Genomic DNA, 17,974 nt, shown 5'->3' on the forward strand with positions numbered 1-17,974 from the left:
TTCTTCTTTTAATTTATTAACGGAAACTATTATAAAAGAAAAAGCTCCAATTTACATTGGAGCTTTTCATATAATAAATCTGAGAATTATTTACTCAAATACATTTTTCTTCTAGAGTACAATTCATAGAATTGATCATCTTTTAAGTCATCAATAAACAAGATGCTTTCTCCTGTTGACTTCATTTCTGGCCCTAGCGCTTTGTTTACGTTCGGGAACTTGCTGAAAGAGAAAACGGGTTGTTTGATTGCATATCCTTTTAATTGCGGGTTGAAATCAAAGTCAGTTACTTTATTATGACCTAGCATTACTTTTGTAGCATAGTTTACATAAGGTTCTCCGTAAGCTTTTGCAATAAACGGAACCGTTCTTGAAGCTCTTGGGTTTGCCTCGATAATATAAACCGTATCATCTTTAATTGCAAACTGAATATTGATTAAACCTACTGTTTTTAAAGCTCTTGCGATTTTATAAGTATGGTCTTTAATTTGCTCGCATTACAAATTCTCCTAAGTTAAAAGGAGGCAATGTTGCGTTACTGTCTCCAGAGTGAACACCGCAAGGCTCAATATGCTCCATAATTCCGATGATGTAAACATTTCCATCAGCATCACAAATGGCATCTGCTTCAGCTTCAATTGCTCCAGCTAAATAGTGATCCAGCAATAATTTGTTTCCTGGAATTGTTTTCAACAAATCGATAACGTGCTCTTCAAGTTCTTTTTTATTGATCACAATTTTCATTCCCTGACCTCCTAATACATAAGAAGGGCGAATTAAAAGTGGGAAATCTAAAGTGTCAGCCAAAGTTGAAGCTTCGTCAGCAGTTTCTGCAATTCCAAATCTTGGAAAAGGAATATTTAATTCTGTCAATAAATCTGAGAATCTTCCTCTGTCTTCTGCTAAGTCAAGTGCGTCAAAACTAGTTCCGATGATTTTTACACCATATTTAGATAATTTGTCTGCTAATTTAAGTGCAGTCTGACCACCAAGCTGAACGATTACACCTTCTGGTTTTTCGTGTTGGATGATGTCATAAATATGCTCCCAGAAAACTGGTTCGAAATATAATTTGTCAGCAGTATCAAAATCTGTAGAAACTGTTTCAGGATTACAGTTAATCATGATCGTTTCGTAACCACATTCTTTTGTCGCTAAAACTCCGTGTACACAAGAATAATCAAACTCAATTCCCTGACCAATTCTGTTTGGTCCAGAACCAAGAACGATAACTTTCTTTTTATCTGTTACAACACTTTCATTATCAACAAAACGCTCTCCGTTTGCTTTTTCAATTTCTGCTTCAAAAGTGGAGTAGTAATAAGGTGTTTTTGCTTTAAACTCAGCCGCACACGTATCAACCAATTTAAACACACGGTTAATGTTTTTTTCCATACGTAAAGTATGTACTTCACTTTCCAGACAATTCATCATGTGAGCGATTTGTCTGTCTGCAAAACCTTTTTGTTTCGCTTCAAGCGACAATTCTTTAGGAAGATTAGAAATTTTATAGTTTGAAATTTCTTTCTCTAAAACATATAATTCTTCGTATTGTTTCAAGAACCACATATCGATTCTTGTAATTTCATGAATCGTACTCAACGGAATTCCCATTGCGATTGCATCATAAATTACGAAAACACGATCCCAGCTTGCATACGTAAGTTTTTCGATAATCTGCTCGTAATCTTTATATCCTTTTCCGTCAGCTCCTAACCCATTTCTTTTAATTTCTAAAGATTGAGTTGCTTTGTGAAGCGCCTCTTGAAAAGAACGTCCGATTCCCATAACCTCCCCTACAGATTTCATTTGAAGTCCTAAAGTTCTGTCAGATCCTTCGAATTTATCAAAGTTCCAACGCGGTATCTTTACGATTACATAATCTAAAGTTGGTTCAAAAAGAGCCGAAGTAGATTTTGTAATTTGATTTTGCAATTCATCTAAATTGTATCCTAAAGCAAGTTTAGAAGCAATTTTAGCAATTGGATAACCAGTTGCTTTTGAAGCCAATGCAGATGAACGAGATACACGAGGGTTAATTTCGATCGCTACGATATCTTCTTTTTCATCTGGCGAAACTGCGAATTGTACGTTACAACCTCCAGCAAAATTTCCGATACTTCTCATCATTAAGATGGCGTAGTCACGTAATTTTTGGAAAGTAGTATCAGACAAAGTCATTGCCGGCGCAACTGTAATCGAATCTCCAGTGTGGATTCCCATTGGATCCATATTTTCGATAGAACAGATAATTACAACATTATCGTTTTTATCTCTTAAAAGTTCTAACTCATATTCTTTCCATCCCATTAAAGCTTTATCAATTAAAACTTCGTGAATTGGAGAAGCTTCAAGTCCGCGAGTTAAAAGCTCATCAAAATCTTCTTTTTTGTAAACTACTGTTTGCTCCAGTTCCTCCAAGTGTAAACGATGGACGAATTACTAAAGGAAATCCAAATTCTTGTGCAATTTCTTTTCCTTCTAAATATGAAGTAGCTGTTTTTGCAGGTGCAGTTGGAACATTAATTCTTTCTAAAAGCTGTTTAAACTGCTCTCTATCTTCTGTAATATTAATTGCGTTTACATCAACACCGATTAATCTTACTCCGAAATCCTGCCAGATTCCTTTTTCTTCAGCTTCCAAACACAAGTTTAATGCAGTTTGTCCTCCCATTGTTGGTAAAACAGCGTCAATTTGTGGATGTTCCTTAAGAATTTCAATAATCGATTTTGTCGTTAATGGTTTCAAATAAATATGATCGGCCATAGATGGGTCGGTCATAATCGTCGCTGGATTCGAGTTAATTAAGATAACTTCAATTCCTTCTTCACGAATAGAACGTGCAGATTGAGAACCTGCATAGTCGAATTCGCAAGCTTGACCAATAACAATAGGTCCCGAACCTATTATTAAAACTGATTTAATTGATGTGTCTTTAGGCATTTTGTATGTATTGTGTAGTTATATAAAGTACTTCTAAAAAACATTCGTAGTCTATTCTAAACTAGAACGTTGCAAGTTTTTTTACCGACAAGGTATAAAAAAAGGCGATACTAAAAAAGTAATCGCCTTATGTATGTTTATACAAACATTATTTTTTGTGTCTAGGTTCGCTAGAAACAGTTAATTTATGTCTTCCTTTTGCTCTTCTACGCGCTAGAACTTTTCTTCCATTCGCAGAAGCCATTCTGTCCATAAATCCGTGCTTATTTCTTCTTTTTCTTTTCGATGGTTGAAATGTTCTTTTGCTCATTGCTTTGTATCTTTAAAATGGTATCTAATATCTTTTTCTAGTTTTTAATATCGTTGCTCAAAAACCGAGTGCAAATATACAAAGACTTTTTTTTCTGGCAAGTAGTTTTATAAAAATATTTTTAATTCCTTTTACTATCTTTGCAATCACAAATTTACATTAATTATGTTTCACAAAAATATTAAACTTATTTTGGCCGGACTTCTTGTTGTAGCTGGCGTTTACGAAATTATCGATCATGAAGTAGGAACTGGGATCTTTCTTATAATACTAAGTGCAATTCCAATTTTTCTTTACTTTAAAAACGAATTTATCCTTTTAGCTTTCCTAAAATTAAGAAAACAAGATTTTGAAGGCGCTAAAAAATGGCTGTCATATATTAAAAATCCAGAAGGAGCATTAGTAAGAAAACAACAAGGTTACTTAAACTATTTACAAGGAATCATGTTATCTCAGACAAATATCAACCAAGCAGAGAAACATTTTAAGAAAGCTATCGAACTTGGACTATCAATGGATATGGATTTAGCTGTAGCTAAATTAAACCTTGCAGGAGTGGCAATGTCACGCAGAAGAAAACTTGAAGCGACTAATTTATTAAACGAAGCTAAAAAATTAGACAAGCAAGGAATGCTGAAAGAGCAAATCACGATGATGAAAGAACAAATGAAGAAAATTTAAATTTCTTTAAATTACAATATTTAAAATCCCAAATTCCAATTAATGGTTTTTGGGATTTTTTTTATTTTAGATTTCTGAGTTTAGATTTTAGATTTTTCTTCTATTGAAAAGAATACCGTTTAGCTTGTCATTTCGACCGAAGAGAAATCACATGCGTAAATCAACAAAGATTGGCTGTTTTGATTGGGGAGTTTCTAGTGTGATTTCTCGTTCCCCGGGATGACAAGATTTCGAGTAATAACTTTGCGCGTAAATCTTTGTCAAAGTTTTAAACTTTGACAAAGGTTCGAAATAGTTATTCTTTTAATCCTAAGGTATCAACAACAAACGTTGGTGGAACTTTCATTATAACCATTTTATTAATTTCACTTAAATCTATTTTTTTATGTGTCTTAGTAAATTCATGATCTATTTTTATTTTATCTAATGATTTCCCAAAAAGTCTAAATAAAATTGGCCCATTATGTCCATGAATTTTAAGCTTTCTTATTTTACCTTTTTCTTTTAATACAAAAGCATTAGTTTCTCCATCATCAATACCTTTATCTTCAAAAGTTTGATTTTTTGGAAATGTAATGGTATCCAATATATTGTGGATTCTTTCTTTTTCATCTTTATTTAAAATTGCAAAAGATGTTTCTTCTTTAAATCCGTAAGAGTCTACACAGTAGAGTGTATCAGAAGAATTGAATTTTAAATAATAAGATTCATGGATATTCCATTTAAAAAAAGTAAAATCAAAATCTTTCTTAGGAGAATTACATCCAATAAAAACGAAAAATAAAGCTATTGTAAAAATTCTCATGTTGTTTGTTTATTATTTTGTTTGTCATGACACGGAACGAAGGATCACACATGAACCTTTACAGAGAATAGTTTTGTTACTTTTCGGAGTTACTAGCGTGATCCTTCGTTCCTCAAGGATGACAATGTTACGCAAGGTCTTTGCGCATACATCTTTGTCAAAGTTTTAAACTTTGACAAAGATTCTAACCCAACAGTTTTGGAATCTAAAAATGAAAATTTACTCCAATATAATCGAAGGCAGATTCTCGTTCAGCCATTTGTATTTATTAAGAATCATAATATGAGTACCTCCTTTTACGATAATACACTTATTAATATATTTTATTGGGAAAACATCGTCTTTATCGCCGTGAATATGTATTACGTTTTCATCGATTTGATTTCTATCCCAACGAATTACGCTTTCTACGGCCCATTGGAGATAGCCTAAATCACGTACCGCTAAAAACTTTTCATAGAGCTTAATTCTTTTATTTACTTTTTCTCCAAAAGAAAATTTGGCTAATTTTTCTACATTCAGAATTAACTGCATCGGAATTAACTTGTATGCTTTTGTGCTCTTGCCTATTTTCATTCTTCTCGGAAATTCAACATTACTTCTAACGCTGGATACAATGATGATTTTTCGGGCATTTATATGCTTTGCAATTTCCTGAACCAGAATCCCGCCAAAGGAAACTCCAATTAAAACAGGATTTTCATGCTTTATATTTTTACTTATTCGCAGTGCATAATCTGACAATGATTCTTTAGGCTTTGGGATTTCCCATTCTAAGAGGCACATTTCAAAAATTGTTTCATCCAATTTTATTCTTTCAAAAATAGATGAACTTGCCGCCAGACCCGGCATAAAATAAACAGGAATCTTACTCATATTATTAAAATGAAATTTATCATTACGAGATTTATTAAAAAAAATAAAGTTACTTTTTTTACTATCATCTTAATCAAATTTCGCTCCATATTATTAGTAGAAACTAAAAAAAATATTTAAAACCAATTGCTTAATCTTTAGCTGTTCAAAAAATAATTTAATATTGAAAATCAAATGATTACCTTTGTATTTGAAATATTTTTTGATTTTAAAATCTTATAAAGAATTTTCTTTCATTACTATTTCAGATCCCAAATTCAATTTATAAACATAACCTAAAAGAAAATTACTATGGAAACTTTTGTAACTATGGAAATAAAAGACAACACTTTTGCACGCCAATTTGAAACTGTCGTACCTGAAGGAATGCTGGCAGTTGAATATTCATTTCAAGAAAAAAAAATCTTCTTAACCAAAATTAACACTCCAGATTCTTATCAAAATGACGAAGCTATCAATGCTTTGCTTAAGAATATTTTAGAGTTAAGCTCTGAAAAAAATTACAGGGTTGTTCCAATTCACCCAAAGATTGTTTCTTTTTTCAAAAAAAATCCTAGATACAAAGAATTACTTCCTCCCGGAATCAGGATCTAGAAATCCCCAATAATTCGGAGCCACAATCCTCCAATTACCATATAAATAAAGAGCATAACTAGACCAGTTACAAGTCCTTTGACCCACCAGCTCTTTAAATCAACGTAGCCGCTCCCAAAAAACACGGGTGCCGGACCGTGACCATAATGCGTTAAAGTTCCGTAGATTGAGCCTATAAAACCGAGCATAAAAGCTAAAAGTAAACCCGGAATTCCAAGTGAAACTCCAACACCAAGTAAAGCGACATACATCGCGGCGACGTGTGCTGTTGCGCTTGCAAAAAGATAATGGCTGAAAAAGTATACCAAAATAATAATCGGAAAAGCCATCTGCCAGCTTAATCCGCCTATTTCTGTTTTTACAAGATCGCTAAACCATGCAATAAATCCTAATTCGTTAAGCGAACTAGCCATCATTACTAAAACAGAAAACCAAACTATGGTATCCCAAGCTCCTTTTTCGGCTTTGACGTCATCCCAAGTTAAAACTGAGGTTAGAAGTAAAATCACTAAACCAATAAATGCTGTTGTTGTAGCATCAATAGAAAAAAGATCTCCAGTCATCCAAAGAAAAAGCAGGATAAAAAATGTCAGCAACATCATCCATTCGTTCCGAGTTATTGCTCCCATTTCTTTTAATTTCTGAGAAGCAATCTGCGGTGCATCGGTTGTTTTTTTCAATTCGGGAGGATAAATTTTATACAATAGAAACGGAATCACAAAAAAAGCACACAATCCTGGAACAATCGCCGCGATATTACCAAGACATCCAAGTGATTTTTATACCTAAGTTAAGTGCAAATTTCTGACACATCGGATTACTCGCCGTTCCTGTTAAAAACATAGAGGACGCAATCAAATTCATATTATAACTATTTAAGGTTAAATATGCGCCTAACTTTCTGTGTGTATCTGGCTGATCTGGCATGGAACCAAAACTCATTGACATGGATTTCATTATCGGGTAGATAATCCCTCCTCCTCTTGCTGTATTACTTGGAACCGCCGGTGCTAAAACCAAATCGGCCAATCCTAAACCGTACGCTAATCCTAAAGAACTTTTTCCGAATATTTTAATAAACAAAAAAGCAATTCTATTTCCCAAACCCGTTTTTATAAAACCTCTCGCTATAAAAAACGAAATTCCGATAAGCCAAATTACTTTATCTCCAAATCCTTTTAATGCAAGAGTAATCGATTTACCAGGATCTCCGGGCGCTAAAACCTGAGACATCGCTGTTAATGCAATCGCAATCATACACATCGTTCCCATTGGTGCCGCTTTCAAAATAATTCCTAAAATTGTAGCTACAAAAATGGCAAACAAATGCCATGCTTCTATTACAACACCATTTGGCGCAGGAATGAACCAAATTGCAATTAAAACTGCCAGCGTAATTAAAGTCTGTGGAATTTTTACTTCTTTCATAAAATAAAATTTAAGTGAATTAAAGTCGGAGCTGTAATTGAATTAAGAACAAATCATCATTGTAGGTTGATGTGTCAGGAATATTTCTATCAAATCGGTCAATTTCAAATCCCAATTCGATTCGTCCGGTGTAAGCTTTTCCAAATTCTAAACTTATCATCGGCGTATAAGTCTGTCTCACATTTGAATTGATTTTATAACTTGGATCGAAGGTTTCGTACCGGCAAGACAATTCTAGCGCTGTCAATTTTTTATAGTTGACAACATATCTTAGATTTGGAAGAAAATAGACGCCCCGCATTTGATAATCGGCAACATTAGCTGTTCTGCTGTCAACTGGCAAAGAAAAATATAAGTTGTGATTTGTTCCTTGTTTGTATTCTATTTGGAAATCAAAACTAAATCTGTCAGTAAGTTTAAATTCACTGGTTATATCAAGTCCAACCGCAAAAACGTCTTCTTTAAATACTTTTCCGAAGCCTCCATTTAAACCAAGGTTAAATTTATATTCTTTAGACAAACCAAAAACCCATCTTGTCGAATATTGTTTTCCGTTGTCTTTGTCCATTTCGACATTTTTTCCATTTCCATTTAAAACAGAAACCGCATAATTCACTGGAATTTTTCCAACATCAAAAGCTCCGGTTGCCGACGCTCCAATTTGAAAACTGGTCCAGCCGTTTTTTCCAAATTCATAATATTGATTGGAGAAATCGAATGATTTAATAATATCAACAGGAACAAGTTCTTCTAAACCAAATGCCGGCCTAAACTGACCGCCCGTTAAAGCAATGTATTTACTAAAAGTATATTTTCCGTAGGCATTTTCAAGAACTTTACCTTTGGTATCCGACTTAAAATCGGCTAAATTGACCAGAATCACCACTTCTGTAGCTTCGCTTAGTTTTGTATTTAAACCAACACGCATTCTTTTGATATCAAATGAACTCTGAGTTAAGTCGCCTGTAGAATGATGAAGACCTAAAACATCGACATTGTCTCCAAAGCTTTCTAAATATCTGGCCTGTAAAAGACCTTTAAGCTGATATTGCGGATACTTTATTTCGCTTTCTGTTTTTTCTGTTTTCCCACTTTCGTTTACATCGTTTTGGGCTTGTAAAAAAAGCGGTGTCAGACAAAAGAAAAAAACAATTGGAACTAGTAGAATTTTACTCATAGATTTCAAATAGATAAAATATTTGTTTTTATGCAACTGAATTCAGAATCATCATACTTTTTGAAAATCAAAAAGTTAACTTCTATAGTCAATACGAAATGGGAGTACTAAAATAACAAAAAAAAGACTAATCTTGTAAAAAAAGTTGCATTAAAATAATGTTATAGTATTTACATAAAAACAAAAAAGGCATAAGTAATTCTTATGCCTTTTAAAAATATGTTATTCTTTTTTAGTTAATGTATCCTATTACATTTAGCCATAAACCTCCAATAACCAGATAAATCAATAACATTGCAAGCCCTGTAATAAGTCCTTTTGTCCACCAATTTTTTAAATCTACATAACCACTTCCAAAATAAACCGGTGCCGGTCCGTGGCCGTAATGAGTTAATGTTCCATATAATGAACCCACAAATCCTAACATAAATGCCAAAAACAATCCTGGAACTCCCAGCGAAACTCCAACTGCCAGTAATGCAGGCATACATTGCGGCAACGTGAGCTGTTGCACTTGCAAAAATATAGTGACTAAAGAAGTAGACTGCAATAATAATTATGAAAGCTAACTGCCAGCTCAAACCTAACATATGACTTTTTACAATTTCACTAAACCAGCCAATAAATCCTAATTTATCTAAAGAACTTGCCATCATCACTAAAACTGCAAACCACACAATTGTGTCCCATGCTCCTTTTTCTCCTTTTACATCTTCCCAAGTTAGAACAGAAGTAAGCAGTAAAACTACCAATCCTATAAATGCAGTTGTAGTTGCATCTATCGAAAAAAGATCTCCAGTCATCCAAAGAAATAATAAAATAACGAACGTTAAAAGCATCAGCCATTCGTTTTTTGAGATTGCCCCCATCTCTTTTAATTTTTGAGATGCTAATTTTGGAGCATCACCTGTTTTTTTTAATCCAGGAGGATAAATTTTGTATAATAAAAAAGGAATTACAAAAAATGCTGTCAAACCAGGAATTAATGCCGCAATCGCCCAAGAAGTCCAAGAAATATGTATTCCTAAATTTTCAGCAAATTTTTGACACATCGGATTACTTGCCGTTCCTGTTAAAAACATAGACGAGGCAATTAAATTTACGTTATAACTGCTTAACGTTAAAAAGGCTCCTAACTTTCTGCGTGTTTCTGGTTTATCAGGATCTGAATCGAAATTCATTGCCATTGCTTTCATAATAGGATAAATTATTCCTCCTCCGCGTGCCGTATTACTTGGCACAACTGGCGCCAAAACTAAATCTGCCAACCCTAAACCATAAGCTAACCCAAGCGAACTTTTTCCAAATATTTTAATAAATAAAAAAGCGATTCTGTTGCCTAAACCTGTTTTTATAAATCCGCGAGCTATAAAAAATGAAATTCCTATAAGCCAAATCACCTTGTTACCGAAACCTCCTAAAGCGAGAGTAATAGAATCTCCTGCACTTTCTGGTGCCAAAACTCGAGTAAAAGCAGTAAGAGCAATAGCAATCATGCACATACTCCCCATTGGCGCGACTTTTAAAATAATTCCGATAATTGTTGAGATAAAAATTGCAAATAAATGCCAGGCTTCAGGTGTAAGTCCTTTTGGAATAGGAACAAACCAAATCATCAAACCTATTACAAGTGTAATAAGTGATTTTTTTATATCTATTTCTTTCATGATATTTAAAATAATTTAATGTGTTTAGAAAAATCTTCCTTGAAATTGTATGATAAATAAATTGTTATCGTATGCTGTAGTATTTGAAATGTTACGCTTATAATTATCAAACTGCATTCCCGTTTCGATACGCCCAGTATAGCCTTTTCCAAACTCTAGACCCACCATAGGTGTATACGTCTGTTTTGCGTTTGAATCAATTTTAAAACTCCTATCAAAATATTCATATCTGCAGGAGAATTCTATTGCAGTAAGTTTTTGGTATTTTATTTCATATCTCAAATTTGGCAGAAAGTAAGCGCCTCTCATTTGATATTCGTTAAGGTTCGAAGTTCTCGAATCTGCAGCTAAAGAATAATACAAGTAATGATTAATTCCTTGTTTTGCCTCAATCTGCGTTTGAAGTATTAATTTATCTGTCAATTTAAAGTCGGCTGTAAGATCTAGTCCCACTGCATATACTTTATTATTATAAACTTCACCAATTCCGCCATTGATTCCGAAATTGACAGCATGTTTTTTGTCCAATTCAAAACCTAAGCGTGAAGAATATAGTTTACCATTATCTTTATCAGATACCTGGTCTTTTCCATTTCCATTTACCGCAGTAACTGCATATGTAACTGGTAGTTTTCCTAAATCAAACTTTCCGAACATTGAAGCTCCAATCTGAAAGCTTGTCCAGCCGTTATTTCCAAATTCTGTATACTGATTAGAATAATCGAACGATTTAAGAATATCAGCAGGATTCAATTCTTCGATTCCAAATGCTGGTCTAAACTGACCAATCAAAAATCCAACGTTTTTATTAAAAGTATATCTCGCAAAAGCATTTTCAAGAACTTTCCCTTTTGGATCAGATTTGAAATCAGCTAAATTTGCCAAAACCACAACATCAAACCGTTCTCCCAATTTGGTTGTTACTCCCAAACGCATTCTTTTAATATCAAATGTATTTTCGACTGCCTTACCATCACAATGCTTGCAATCCTGTTGTCGCATCAATCCCGTTGGTAAAACCACTTAAATAACGTGCCTGAAAAAGTCCTTGAAATTTGAACTGCGGGTATTTTACTTCTGTCTGCGAATTGGACTCTGCAGTTTGTCCATTTGCTAAAAAAGGAAGTATTAAAAGTAGAAGAAAGGTTTTAAAACCTAAAAAATTATTTATCTGATTCATAACTAAAAAATTAAATTTTTAATTGAATAAACATTTTTTAAAAATAAGTTTATTCTTACAGTAAATTTAATTTGATACATTAGGTAAAAACCTGATCTAAGTCATATTTTAAACTATTACAAACCTTGAACTTTTTTAATATTAAAGCACAAAAAAAGCATAAGAATTAACTTATGCTTTTTTGATTTTATATTGTTTTAACTTATTTTTCGATCTCTCTCATCGAATCCATTTTTTTATGAGCAAGGAAACCTGCAACATCTTCAAAATGTTCTTTTACTCTTTTGTTTCCAAATTCAAAAACTTTAGTTGCCAATCCGTCTAGGAAATCACGGTCGTGAGAAACCAGAATTAAAGTTCCGTCAAAATCGCGAAGTGCATCTTTGATAATATCTTTAGTCTTCATATCCAAGTGATTTGAAGGCTCATCCAGAATTAATAAGTTAACTGGCTCCAACAATAATTTGATCATTGCCAAACGTGTCTTTTCTCCTCCAGAAAGTACTTTTACTTTTTTGGTAATATCATCACCTTGAAACATGAAAGCTCCTAAAATATTTTTAATCTGTGTTCTAATATCACCAACAGCAATATTGTCAATAGTTTCAAAAATGGTAGCATTTTCATCTAATAAAGTTGCTTGATTTTGTGCAAAATAACCAATTTGAGAATTATGCCCAATTTCAACGCTTCCTTCATCAATACCAATTTCTTTCATGATCGCTTTGATCATGGTCGACTTTCCTTCTCCATTTTTTCCAACAAATGCCACTTTTTGTCCTCTTTCGATCACAATATTAGCATCTTTAAAAACAACGTGATCTCCGTAAGATTTAGACAAATCTTTTACTACAACAGGATATTGTCCAGAACGTGTCGCCGGCGGGAATTTTAATTTTAATGCTGATGTATCTACTTCATCAACCTGAACGATAACCAGTTTTTCTAACATTTTAACACGAGACTGAACGGCATCTGTTTTAGAAAAAGTTCCTTTAAAACGATCAATAAAAGCTCTGTTATCTGCAATCATTTTTTGCTGTTCGTCGTAAGCTTTCTGCTGGTGGATACGACGGTCTTTTCTCAATTCTAAATAATGAGTATATTTTGCTTTGTAATCGTAGATTCTTCCCATTGTAACCTCGATAGTACGATTTGTAATATTATCTACGAACGCTCTATCGTGTGAGATTACCACAACGGCTTTAGCTTGGTTCAACAAGAAATCTTCTAACCATTGAATACTTTCGATATCCATGTGGTTGGTAGGCTCATCCAGCAAAATTAAATCTGGTTTTCTCAATAAGATTTTAGCAAGCTCGATACGCATTCTCCATCCTCCCGAAAATTCAGAAGTCTGACGTGAGAAATCTTCACGTTCGAAACCTAAACCCACTAAGATCTTTTCTACTTCTGCTTCGTAGTTTACTTCTTCAATTGCATAAAATTTTTCGCTTAAGTCAGAAACCCTTTCGATCAATTTCATGTATTCGTCACTTTCATAATCCGTACGAACTGTTAACTGCTCATTTATTTCGTCAATGTCCGATTTCATTTTAAAAATCTCACTGAATGCTTTTGACGCTTCTTCCATAACAGTAGAACCGTCTTGTGTAAGCAAATGCTGTGGAAGATAAGCGACTACAGCTTCTTTAGGAGCAGAAATACTTCCGGTAGAAGGTTTACTTACACCAGCAATTATTTTTAAAAGTGTAGATTTTCCTGCACCATTCTTACCCATAAGGGCAATTTTATCGTTTTCATTTATAGCAAAAGAAACATCGCTAAAAAGTGTAGTTCCACCAAACTGAACCGAAATATCGTTAACTGTAATCATTATTTTCTGTGAATTTGTTTAATCGGTTAATCGTTTATGTGACTACCTATTTTTTTCGTGCTTTGCAAAGATAGATTAATTCGATAATTAGGCAATTAGAAAATGTGGCAATTTATGAATTAGATAATTTTGAGAATGTGGTGATTAGAAAATGTTGCAATGTGACAATTAGATAATTTTCGAAAGCCGTAAAAGAATGAAATACGATAGGTTTTTAAAAAGCAATCAGGCCTGCCATATTTCAAATTTTTCGCCTTATCTTGTATAATAATTTAAAAACCAGAAAAATATGAGAACGAAATTAAAACTGACTATTTATCTAATTGCAGGATTAATATCTGGACTTTCTGCACATGCACAAAAAACTGTAATCAAAAAAGAAGCTTTACCTGCAAACGCACAAACATTCTTAAAAACACATTTTGGATCAAAAAAACCAAGTTATATATTGGAAGACAAAGAAATTCTTTCTACAGAATATAAAGTTAAATTCGACAATCAAATAGAAATTGAATTCGACAAAAAAGGAAATTGGAAAGAGGTTGACGGCAAAAATGCCAAAATTCCAAAATCTATTATCCCTCAAAAAATTACTTCTTACATAAAGACAAATTTTCCTAAAGAAAAAGTAACCAAAATAGAAATTGAAACTTTTGGCTATGAAACAAAACTAAGCAACGGTTTAGAATTAAAATTCAATTTAAAAGGAGATTTCAGTAAAATAGATAAATAGGATTTTGCTTTGGCACAATCATTTCATAATTTACATTAGCAAAAAAAAATAAACCCGACAGGTTTTAAAAACCTGTCGGGTTTGAAATTATCTAATTTTCAAATTGACTAATTATCTAATTAAGTTAATCCTTTCTCCATTTCTTAGTTTCCTCAAAAATATGTTCTAGAATTGCTGTTTCTGTTGCGTCGAAATCAATATTTCTTCGGCTCATAACTAATCGTGCTGTTTCAAAAGCTTTTTTAGTCACATAAGTTGTAAATCCAGCCGCACCGCCCCAAGAGAAACTTGGAACAAAATTACGCGGAAAACCAGATCCAAAAATATTAGCGCTTACCCCAACAACAGTTCCTGTATTGAACATTGTATTGATACCGCATTTACTATGATCTCCCATCATTAAACCACAAAACTGAAGTCCGGTTTTTGCAAAACCTTCTGTTTCGTAACTCCATAACTTTACTTCTTCGTAATTATTTTTCAGGTTTGAATTATTAGAATCAGCTCCAATATTACACCATTCCCCTAAAACAGAATCACCTAAAAACCCTTCATGTCCTTTATTTGAATTCGCAAAAAGAACAGAATTTTTAACCTCCCCGCCTATTCTAGATCCTGGCCCAACGGTTGTTGCTCCATAAACTTTAGCCGACATTTTTACCATCGCTTTTTTCGCATAAAGCGAAAGGGCCGCGAATTGTAGTGCCTTCCATAATTTCCGAATCTTTACCTATATAGATAGGTCCATTCGAAGCATTTAAAGTTACAAACTCTAATTTTGCACCTTCTTCTATAAATATATTTTCGGGAGCAATTACATTAACGCTTTTTGGAATTGGTCATGCGATTTTCGATCTTCGGTTAAATAATTAAAATCCTCACGGATTGCCTGCATCATTTTTAGAGAAAATATCCCAAGTATGTTCAATTGTGATACAATCATCATTGTAATGAATAATTTCATAAGAATCAAAATCGACTTCTTCTTGATTTTCAGACGCAAAAAATGCTATTACATCTTCCCCTTTAAATATTGCCTGATTTTCTGTTAAGTTTGAAACCATCTCTGCAAGTGTATCATTTGGCAAATACGCCGCATTGATCATTACATTTTCTTCCATTTCCACCATTGGAAATTTCTCAGACAAATATTCTTCGGTTATAGTAGTAATTGTCGAACCCAGACGTTTTTCCCATTTTTGACGAATGGTCATTATTCCGACCAAAATGTCAGCCACAGGCCTCGTAAAGGTAAAAGGTAATAAAGCATTCCGAACGGGTCCGTCGAAAAGAATGTAGTTCATAAATAATTGAGTGTTTGTTAAAATATTGATTTGGTTACCTGGCTCAAAGTTACAAATATTTATACTTTACATGAACCATATTCATATGTAAATAGCCACGAATGCACAAAATTTCATATTGCCTTGAATTTTTATTCATTTAAATTACATCAATTAGTAAAGCCTGAGGTTTGATTTTACAATTTTAACATAGCCAGCGGTTTCAACCGCTGGGACGCAATATATTCACAATACGCACCCCATGGTTAAAACCACGGGCAATATTTTAAAATCAGATTCTTATTTTTTTTGCAGTTAGGAAAATTTAACGCAAAAAAAAGCCTCCCAAATCTGGAAGGCTTTTGTATAATTTAAAACAGCTATTATTTTTTAGCGTGTTTTGCATATTTAGTTTTGAATTTATCAATACGTCCTGCAGTATCGATAAGTTTAGATTTACCAGTATAAAAAGGGTGAGATGATCTAGAAATCTCCATTTTTACAACTGGATACTCAACTCCGTCAACTTCAATTGTTTCTCTTGTATCTGCAGTAGATTTAGTGATAAAAACGTCATCATTTGACATGTCTTTAAATGCAACTAATCTGTAATTTTCTGGGTGAATTCCTTTTTTCATCTTTTCTTTTATTTATTGTTTGGAGTATGTTTATTTTGAAGCTTTTTCATGGTTAGAAAAAGGTGTAAACAAATGATACTCTTTTTGTTTAAAAACTTTTAATTATTTTTGAGTGTGCAAATTTACAATTCTTTTTTAATAAACAAATAGTTAGCCCACTTTTTTTTAGTTTATTTCGAAAAGCTTTTTTTATCTCCGATTATAGTGGGAATTACTATATTTGTGGATTAATTTTAAAACATATAAAAATATGATTAATGAAGTTATAAAAAAGAATGGTATTACGTATGGTGTAATGATTGGAATTGCATCTGCTTTGGTTACTGCTACGATATACGCTGTTGATTTAAACCTATTTACAGCTTGGTGGATGGGAATTATAGGAATAGCGATAAGTCTTACGATCAGCATTATTTTACTTTCTAAAACTAAGAAAGAACTGAATGGCGTTTTTAGTTTTAAAGATGCTTTTACCACTTATTTTATAGTCGCTGTAATTGGTATTTTAATTTCTACAACTTTTAACATTGTTTTATTTAATGTTATTGACCCGGGAGCAAAAGATACTTTAAGCGAAATTATGATCAAATATACTGTCAATATGATGCAGAAATTTGGCACACCTGCATCTGCAATTAATGAAGCAGTTGCTAAAATGAAAGAAAGCAGTCCATATTCTACTGTAGAACTAGCAAAAGGATCTGTTTTTGCTATTGTTGTCAGTGCAATTTTCGGATTGATTTTCGCAGAGATTTTTTAAAAGCAAATCTACACAAGAATAAAAAAATAAATGAATTTATCTATACTTATACCGCTTCTAAACGAGGAGGAATCACTTAAAGAACTCTATACTTGGATCATTCAAGTGATGCAATCTAACAATTACTCTTATGAAATCATTTTTGTAGATGATGGTAGTACAGATAATTCTTGGCAGATTATCGAAGGTTTTTCTAACGAGAATCCGAATGTAAAAGGCATTCGTTTCATGAAGAACTTTGGAAAATCGCAGGCTTTACACGCTGGTTTTGCAAAAGCGAAGGGCGACGTTATTATTACAATGGATGCCGATTTGCAAGATAGTCCAGATGAAATTCCTGAATTATACGATATGATTACAGGTCAGAAATACGATTTGGTTTCTGGCTGGAAAAAGAAACGTTACGATTCTGTCGTGGCAAAAAATCTTCCTTCAAAATTATTTAACTGGGTCGCGAGAAAAACTTCTGGAGTTGAGCTAAATGATTTTAACTGCGGATTAAAAGCATACAAAAACGTTGTGGTTAAAAACATTGAAGTTTCTGGCGAAATGCACCGCTATATACCAGTTTTGGCCAAAAATGCCGGTTTTGGAAAAATTGGCGAAAAAGTGGTTATTCATCAAGCTAGAAAATATGGTGAAACAAAATTCGGAATGGAGCGTTTTATCAACGGATTTCTTGATTTAATTACCATTTGGTTTTTATCCCGTTTCGGGAAAAGACCTATGCACTTATTTGGTGCAATGGGTTCTATTATGTTTATCATCGGATTTTTGTCTGCAGGATATATTGGAGTTTCAAAATTATACCATATGTATAACGGAATGCGATACACTCTAGTTACTAGTAATCCTTGGTTTTATATCGCATTAACAACAATGATCTTAGGAACACAGCTTTTCTTAGCTGGATTTTTAGGTGAAATTATTTTAAGAACCAAGAATAATGAAGAAAGATATAAAGTAGCACGTGAAGTGAATTTTTGATACAAATCAGGAAAAAAATCGTTTTGAGTCAAATTAACTTTTCAAGAAAAACTACCTTTATTTAAAACATAAAA

13 protein-coding genes and 4 pseudogenes are annotated in these 17,974 nt (G+C 33.1%); 5 read left to right on the forward strand and 12 right to left on the reverse strand.

Annotation, left to right across the window (positions count from 1 at the left end):
• Nucleotides 1-86: 86 nt before the first annotated feature.
• Together carB and rpmH are read right to left on the reverse strand one after the other, a co-directional pair.
• Nucleotides 87-2,944: pseudogene (gene carB, locus ACZZ95_RS00475) on the reverse strand (carbamoyl-phosphate synthase large subunit).
• 148 nt (nucleotides 2,945-3,092) lie between these two features.
• Nucleotides 3,093-3,254 carry a 50S ribosomal protein L34 gene (rpmH, locus tag ACZZ95_RS00480; protein ID WP_008464848.1) on the reverse strand — a complete coding sequence of 54 codons (162 nt, stop codon included), beginning with the start codon at nucleotides 3,252-3,254 and terminating at the stop codon, nucleotides 3,093-3,095.
• Nucleotides 3,255-3,419: 165 nt separating this feature from the next.
• On the opposite strand from rpmH, the gene ACZZ95_RS00485 reads away from it, so the two are divergent.
• Nucleotides 3,420-3,935: a DUF2892 domain-containing protein gene (locus ACZZ95_RS00485; RefSeq protein WP_463467618.1), complete on the forward strand. Its 516-nt coding sequence runs from the start codon at nucleotides 3,420-3,422 to the stop codon at nucleotides 3,933-3,935.
• A 295-nt stretch (nucleotides 3,936-4,230) separates the two neighbouring features.
• Here the strand turns inward: ACZZ95_RS00485 and ACZZ95_RS00490 are convergent, their stop codons facing one another.
• Complete coding sequence (locus ACZZ95_RS00490; protein ID WP_463467619.1) at nucleotides 4,231-4,740, reverse strand: hypothetical protein; 510 nt, start codon at nucleotides 4,738-4,740, stop codon at nucleotides 4,231-4,233.
• A 219-nt stretch (nucleotides 4,741-4,959) separates the two neighbouring features.
• Nucleotides 4,960-5,616, reverse strand: coding sequence for an alpha/beta hydrolase family protein (locus tag ACZZ95_RS00495; protein WP_463467620.1), 657 nt, complete (start codon nucleotides 5,614-5,616; stop codon nucleotides 4,960-4,962).
• Nucleotides 5,617-5,907: 291 nt separating this feature from the next.
• Here ACZZ95_RS00495 and ACZZ95_RS00500 point away from each other — a divergent pair, with 291 nt between their 5' ends.
• The gene (locus ACZZ95_RS00500) at nucleotides 5,908-6,210 is read left to right on the forward strand and encodes a GNAT family N-acetyltransferase (RefSeq protein WP_253250992.1); all 303 of its coding nucleotides are present in this window, start codon (nucleotides 5,908-5,910) and stop codon (nucleotides 6,208-6,210) included.
• On the opposite strand, the pseudogene ACZZ95_RS00505 reads toward ACZZ95_RS00500, so the two are convergent.
• The 6 genes and pseudogenes from ACZZ95_RS00505 to ACZZ95_RS00530 form a co-directional block, all read right to left on the reverse strand.
• Nucleotides 6,207-7,638 (reverse strand): annotated as a pseudogene (locus ACZZ95_RS00505) (anion permease). The gene ACZZ95_RS00500 and the pseudogene ACZZ95_RS00505 sit on opposite strands and share 4 nt — an antisense overlap.
• Before the next feature lie 19 nt (nucleotides 7,639-7,657).
• Nucleotides 7,658-8,815 carry a porin gene (locus ACZZ95_RS00510; protein ID WP_463467621.1) on the reverse strand — a complete coding sequence of 386 codons (1,158 nt, stop codon included), beginning with the start codon at nucleotides 8,813-8,815 and terminating at the stop codon, nucleotides 7,658-7,660.
• Between the two features lie 232 nt (nucleotides 8,816-9,047).
• A pseudogene (locus ACZZ95_RS00515) lies at nucleotides 9,048-10,482 on the reverse strand (DASS family sodium-coupled anion symporter).
• 24 nt (nucleotides 10,483-10,506) lie between these two features.
• The gene (locus ACZZ95_RS00520; RefSeq protein ID WP_463467622.1) at nucleotides 10,507-11,484 is read right to left on the reverse strand and encodes a porin; all 978 of its coding nucleotides are present in this window, start codon (nucleotides 11,482-11,484) and stop codon (nucleotides 10,507-10,509) included.
• Nucleotides 11,456-11,662 carry a hypothetical protein gene (locus tag ACZZ95_RS00525; RefSeq protein WP_463467623.1) on the reverse strand — a complete coding sequence of 69 codons (207 nt, stop codon included), beginning with the start codon at nucleotides 11,660-11,662 and terminating at the stop codon, nucleotides 11,456-11,458. Before ACZZ95_RS00525 ends, ACZZ95_RS00520 begins: the two co-directional genes overlap by 29 nt.
• A 202-nt stretch (nucleotides 11,663-11,864) precedes the next feature.
• The gene (locus ACZZ95_RS00530) at nucleotides 11,865-13,499 is read right to left on the reverse strand and encodes an ABC-F family ATP-binding cassette domain-containing protein (protein ID WP_463467624.1); all 1,635 of its coding nucleotides are present in this window, start codon (nucleotides 13,497-13,499) and stop codon (nucleotides 11,865-11,867) included.
• A 289-nt stretch (nucleotides 13,500-13,788) separates the two neighbouring features.
• On the opposite strand from ACZZ95_RS00530, the gene ACZZ95_RS00535 reads away from it, so the two are divergent.
• Nucleotides 13,789-14,232, forward strand: a complete 444-nt coding sequence (locus ACZZ95_RS00535) for a PepSY-like domain-containing protein (protein WP_463467625.1) — start codon at nucleotides 13,789-13,791, stop codon at nucleotides 14,230-14,232.
• Between the two features lie 124 nt (nucleotides 14,233-14,356).
• Here the strand turns inward: ACZZ95_RS00535 and ACZZ95_RS00540 are convergent.
• Together ACZZ95_RS00540 and ACZZ95_RS00545 are read right to left on the reverse strand one after the other, a co-directional pair.
• Nucleotides 14,357-15,536, reverse strand: a pseudogene (locus tag ACZZ95_RS00540) (GlmU family protein).
• Nucleotides 15,537-15,898: 362 nt separating this feature from the next.
• Nucleotides 15,899-16,153 carry a type B 50S ribosomal protein L31 gene (locus tag ACZZ95_RS00545; RefSeq protein ID WP_095952153.1) on the reverse strand — a complete coding sequence of 85 codons (255 nt, stop codon included), beginning with the start codon at nucleotides 16,151-16,153 and terminating at the stop codon, nucleotides 15,899-15,901.
• Between the two features lie 250 nt (nucleotides 16,154-16,403).
• Here ACZZ95_RS00545 and ACZZ95_RS00550 point away from each other — a divergent pair, with 250 nt between their 5' ends.
• Nucleotides 16,404-16,913, forward strand: coding sequence for a DUF4199 domain-containing protein (locus tag ACZZ95_RS00550; protein WP_463467626.1), 510 nt, complete (start codon nucleotides 16,404-16,406; stop codon nucleotides 16,911-16,913).
• Between the two features lie 30 nt (nucleotides 16,914-16,943).
• Nucleotides 16,944-17,900, forward strand: a complete 957-nt coding sequence (locus tag ACZZ95_RS00555; protein WP_463467627.1) for a glycosyltransferase family 2 protein — start codon at nucleotides 16,944-16,946, stop codon at nucleotides 17,898-17,900.
• Nucleotides 17,901-17,974: the final 74 nt, after the last annotated feature.

It is taken from the genome of Flavobacterium sp. AC267 (assembly GCF_979258715.1).

What these genes read in the sequence shown, in the direction of transcription:
- rpmH (WP_008464848.1), bottom strand. Translation starts at nt 3,254, where the DNA reads ATGAGCAAAAGAACATTTCAACCATCGAAAAGAAAAAGAAGAAATAAG.
- ACZZ95_RS00485 (WP_463467618.1), top strand. Translation starts at nt 3,420, where the DNA reads ATGTTTCACAAAAATATTAAACTTATTTTGGCCGGACTTCTTGTTGTA.
- ACZZ95_RS00490 (WP_463467619.1), bottom strand. Translation starts at nt 4,740, where the DNA reads ATGAGAATTTTTACAATAGCTTTATTTTTCGTTTTTATTGGATGTAAT.
- ACZZ95_RS00495 (WP_463467620.1), bottom strand. Translation starts at nt 5,616, where the DNA reads ATGAGTAAGATTCCTGTTTATTTTATGCCGGGTCTGGCGGCAAGTTCA.
- ACZZ95_RS00500 (WP_253250992.1), top strand. Translation starts at nt 5,908, where the DNA reads ATGGAAACTTTTGTAACTATGGAAATAAAAGACAACACTTTTGCACGC.
- ACZZ95_RS00510 (WP_463467621.1), bottom strand. Translation starts at nt 8,815, where the DNA reads ATGAGTAAAATTCTACTAGTTCCAATTGTTTTTTTCTTTTGTCTGACA.
- ACZZ95_RS00520 (WP_463467622.1), bottom strand. Translation starts at nt 11,484, where the DNA reads ATGCGACAACAGGATTGCAAGCATTGTGATGGTAAGGCAGTCGAAAAT.
- ACZZ95_RS00525 (WP_463467623.1), bottom strand. Translation starts at nt 11,662, where the DNA reads ATGAATCAGATAAATAATTTTTTAGGTTTTAAAACCTTTCTTCTACTT.
- ACZZ95_RS00530 (WP_463467624.1), bottom strand. Translation starts at nt 13,499, where the DNA reads ATGATTACAGTTAACGATATTTCGGTTCAGTTTGGTGGAACTACACTT.
- ACZZ95_RS00535 (WP_463467625.1), top strand. Translation starts at nt 13,789, where the DNA reads ATGAGAACGAAATTAAAACTGACTATTTATCTAATTGCAGGATTAATA.
- ACZZ95_RS00545 (WP_095952153.1), bottom strand. Translation starts at nt 16,153, where the DNA reads ATGAAAAAAGGAATTCACCCAGAAAATTACAGATTAGTTGCATTTAAA.
- ACZZ95_RS00550 (WP_463467626.1), top strand. Translation starts at nt 16,404, where the DNA reads ATGATTAATGAAGTTATAAAAAAGAATGGTATTACGTATGGTGTAATG.
- ACZZ95_RS00555 (WP_463467627.1), top strand. Translation starts at nt 16,944, where the DNA reads ATGAATTTATCTATACTTATACCGCTTCTAAACGAGGAGGAATCACTT.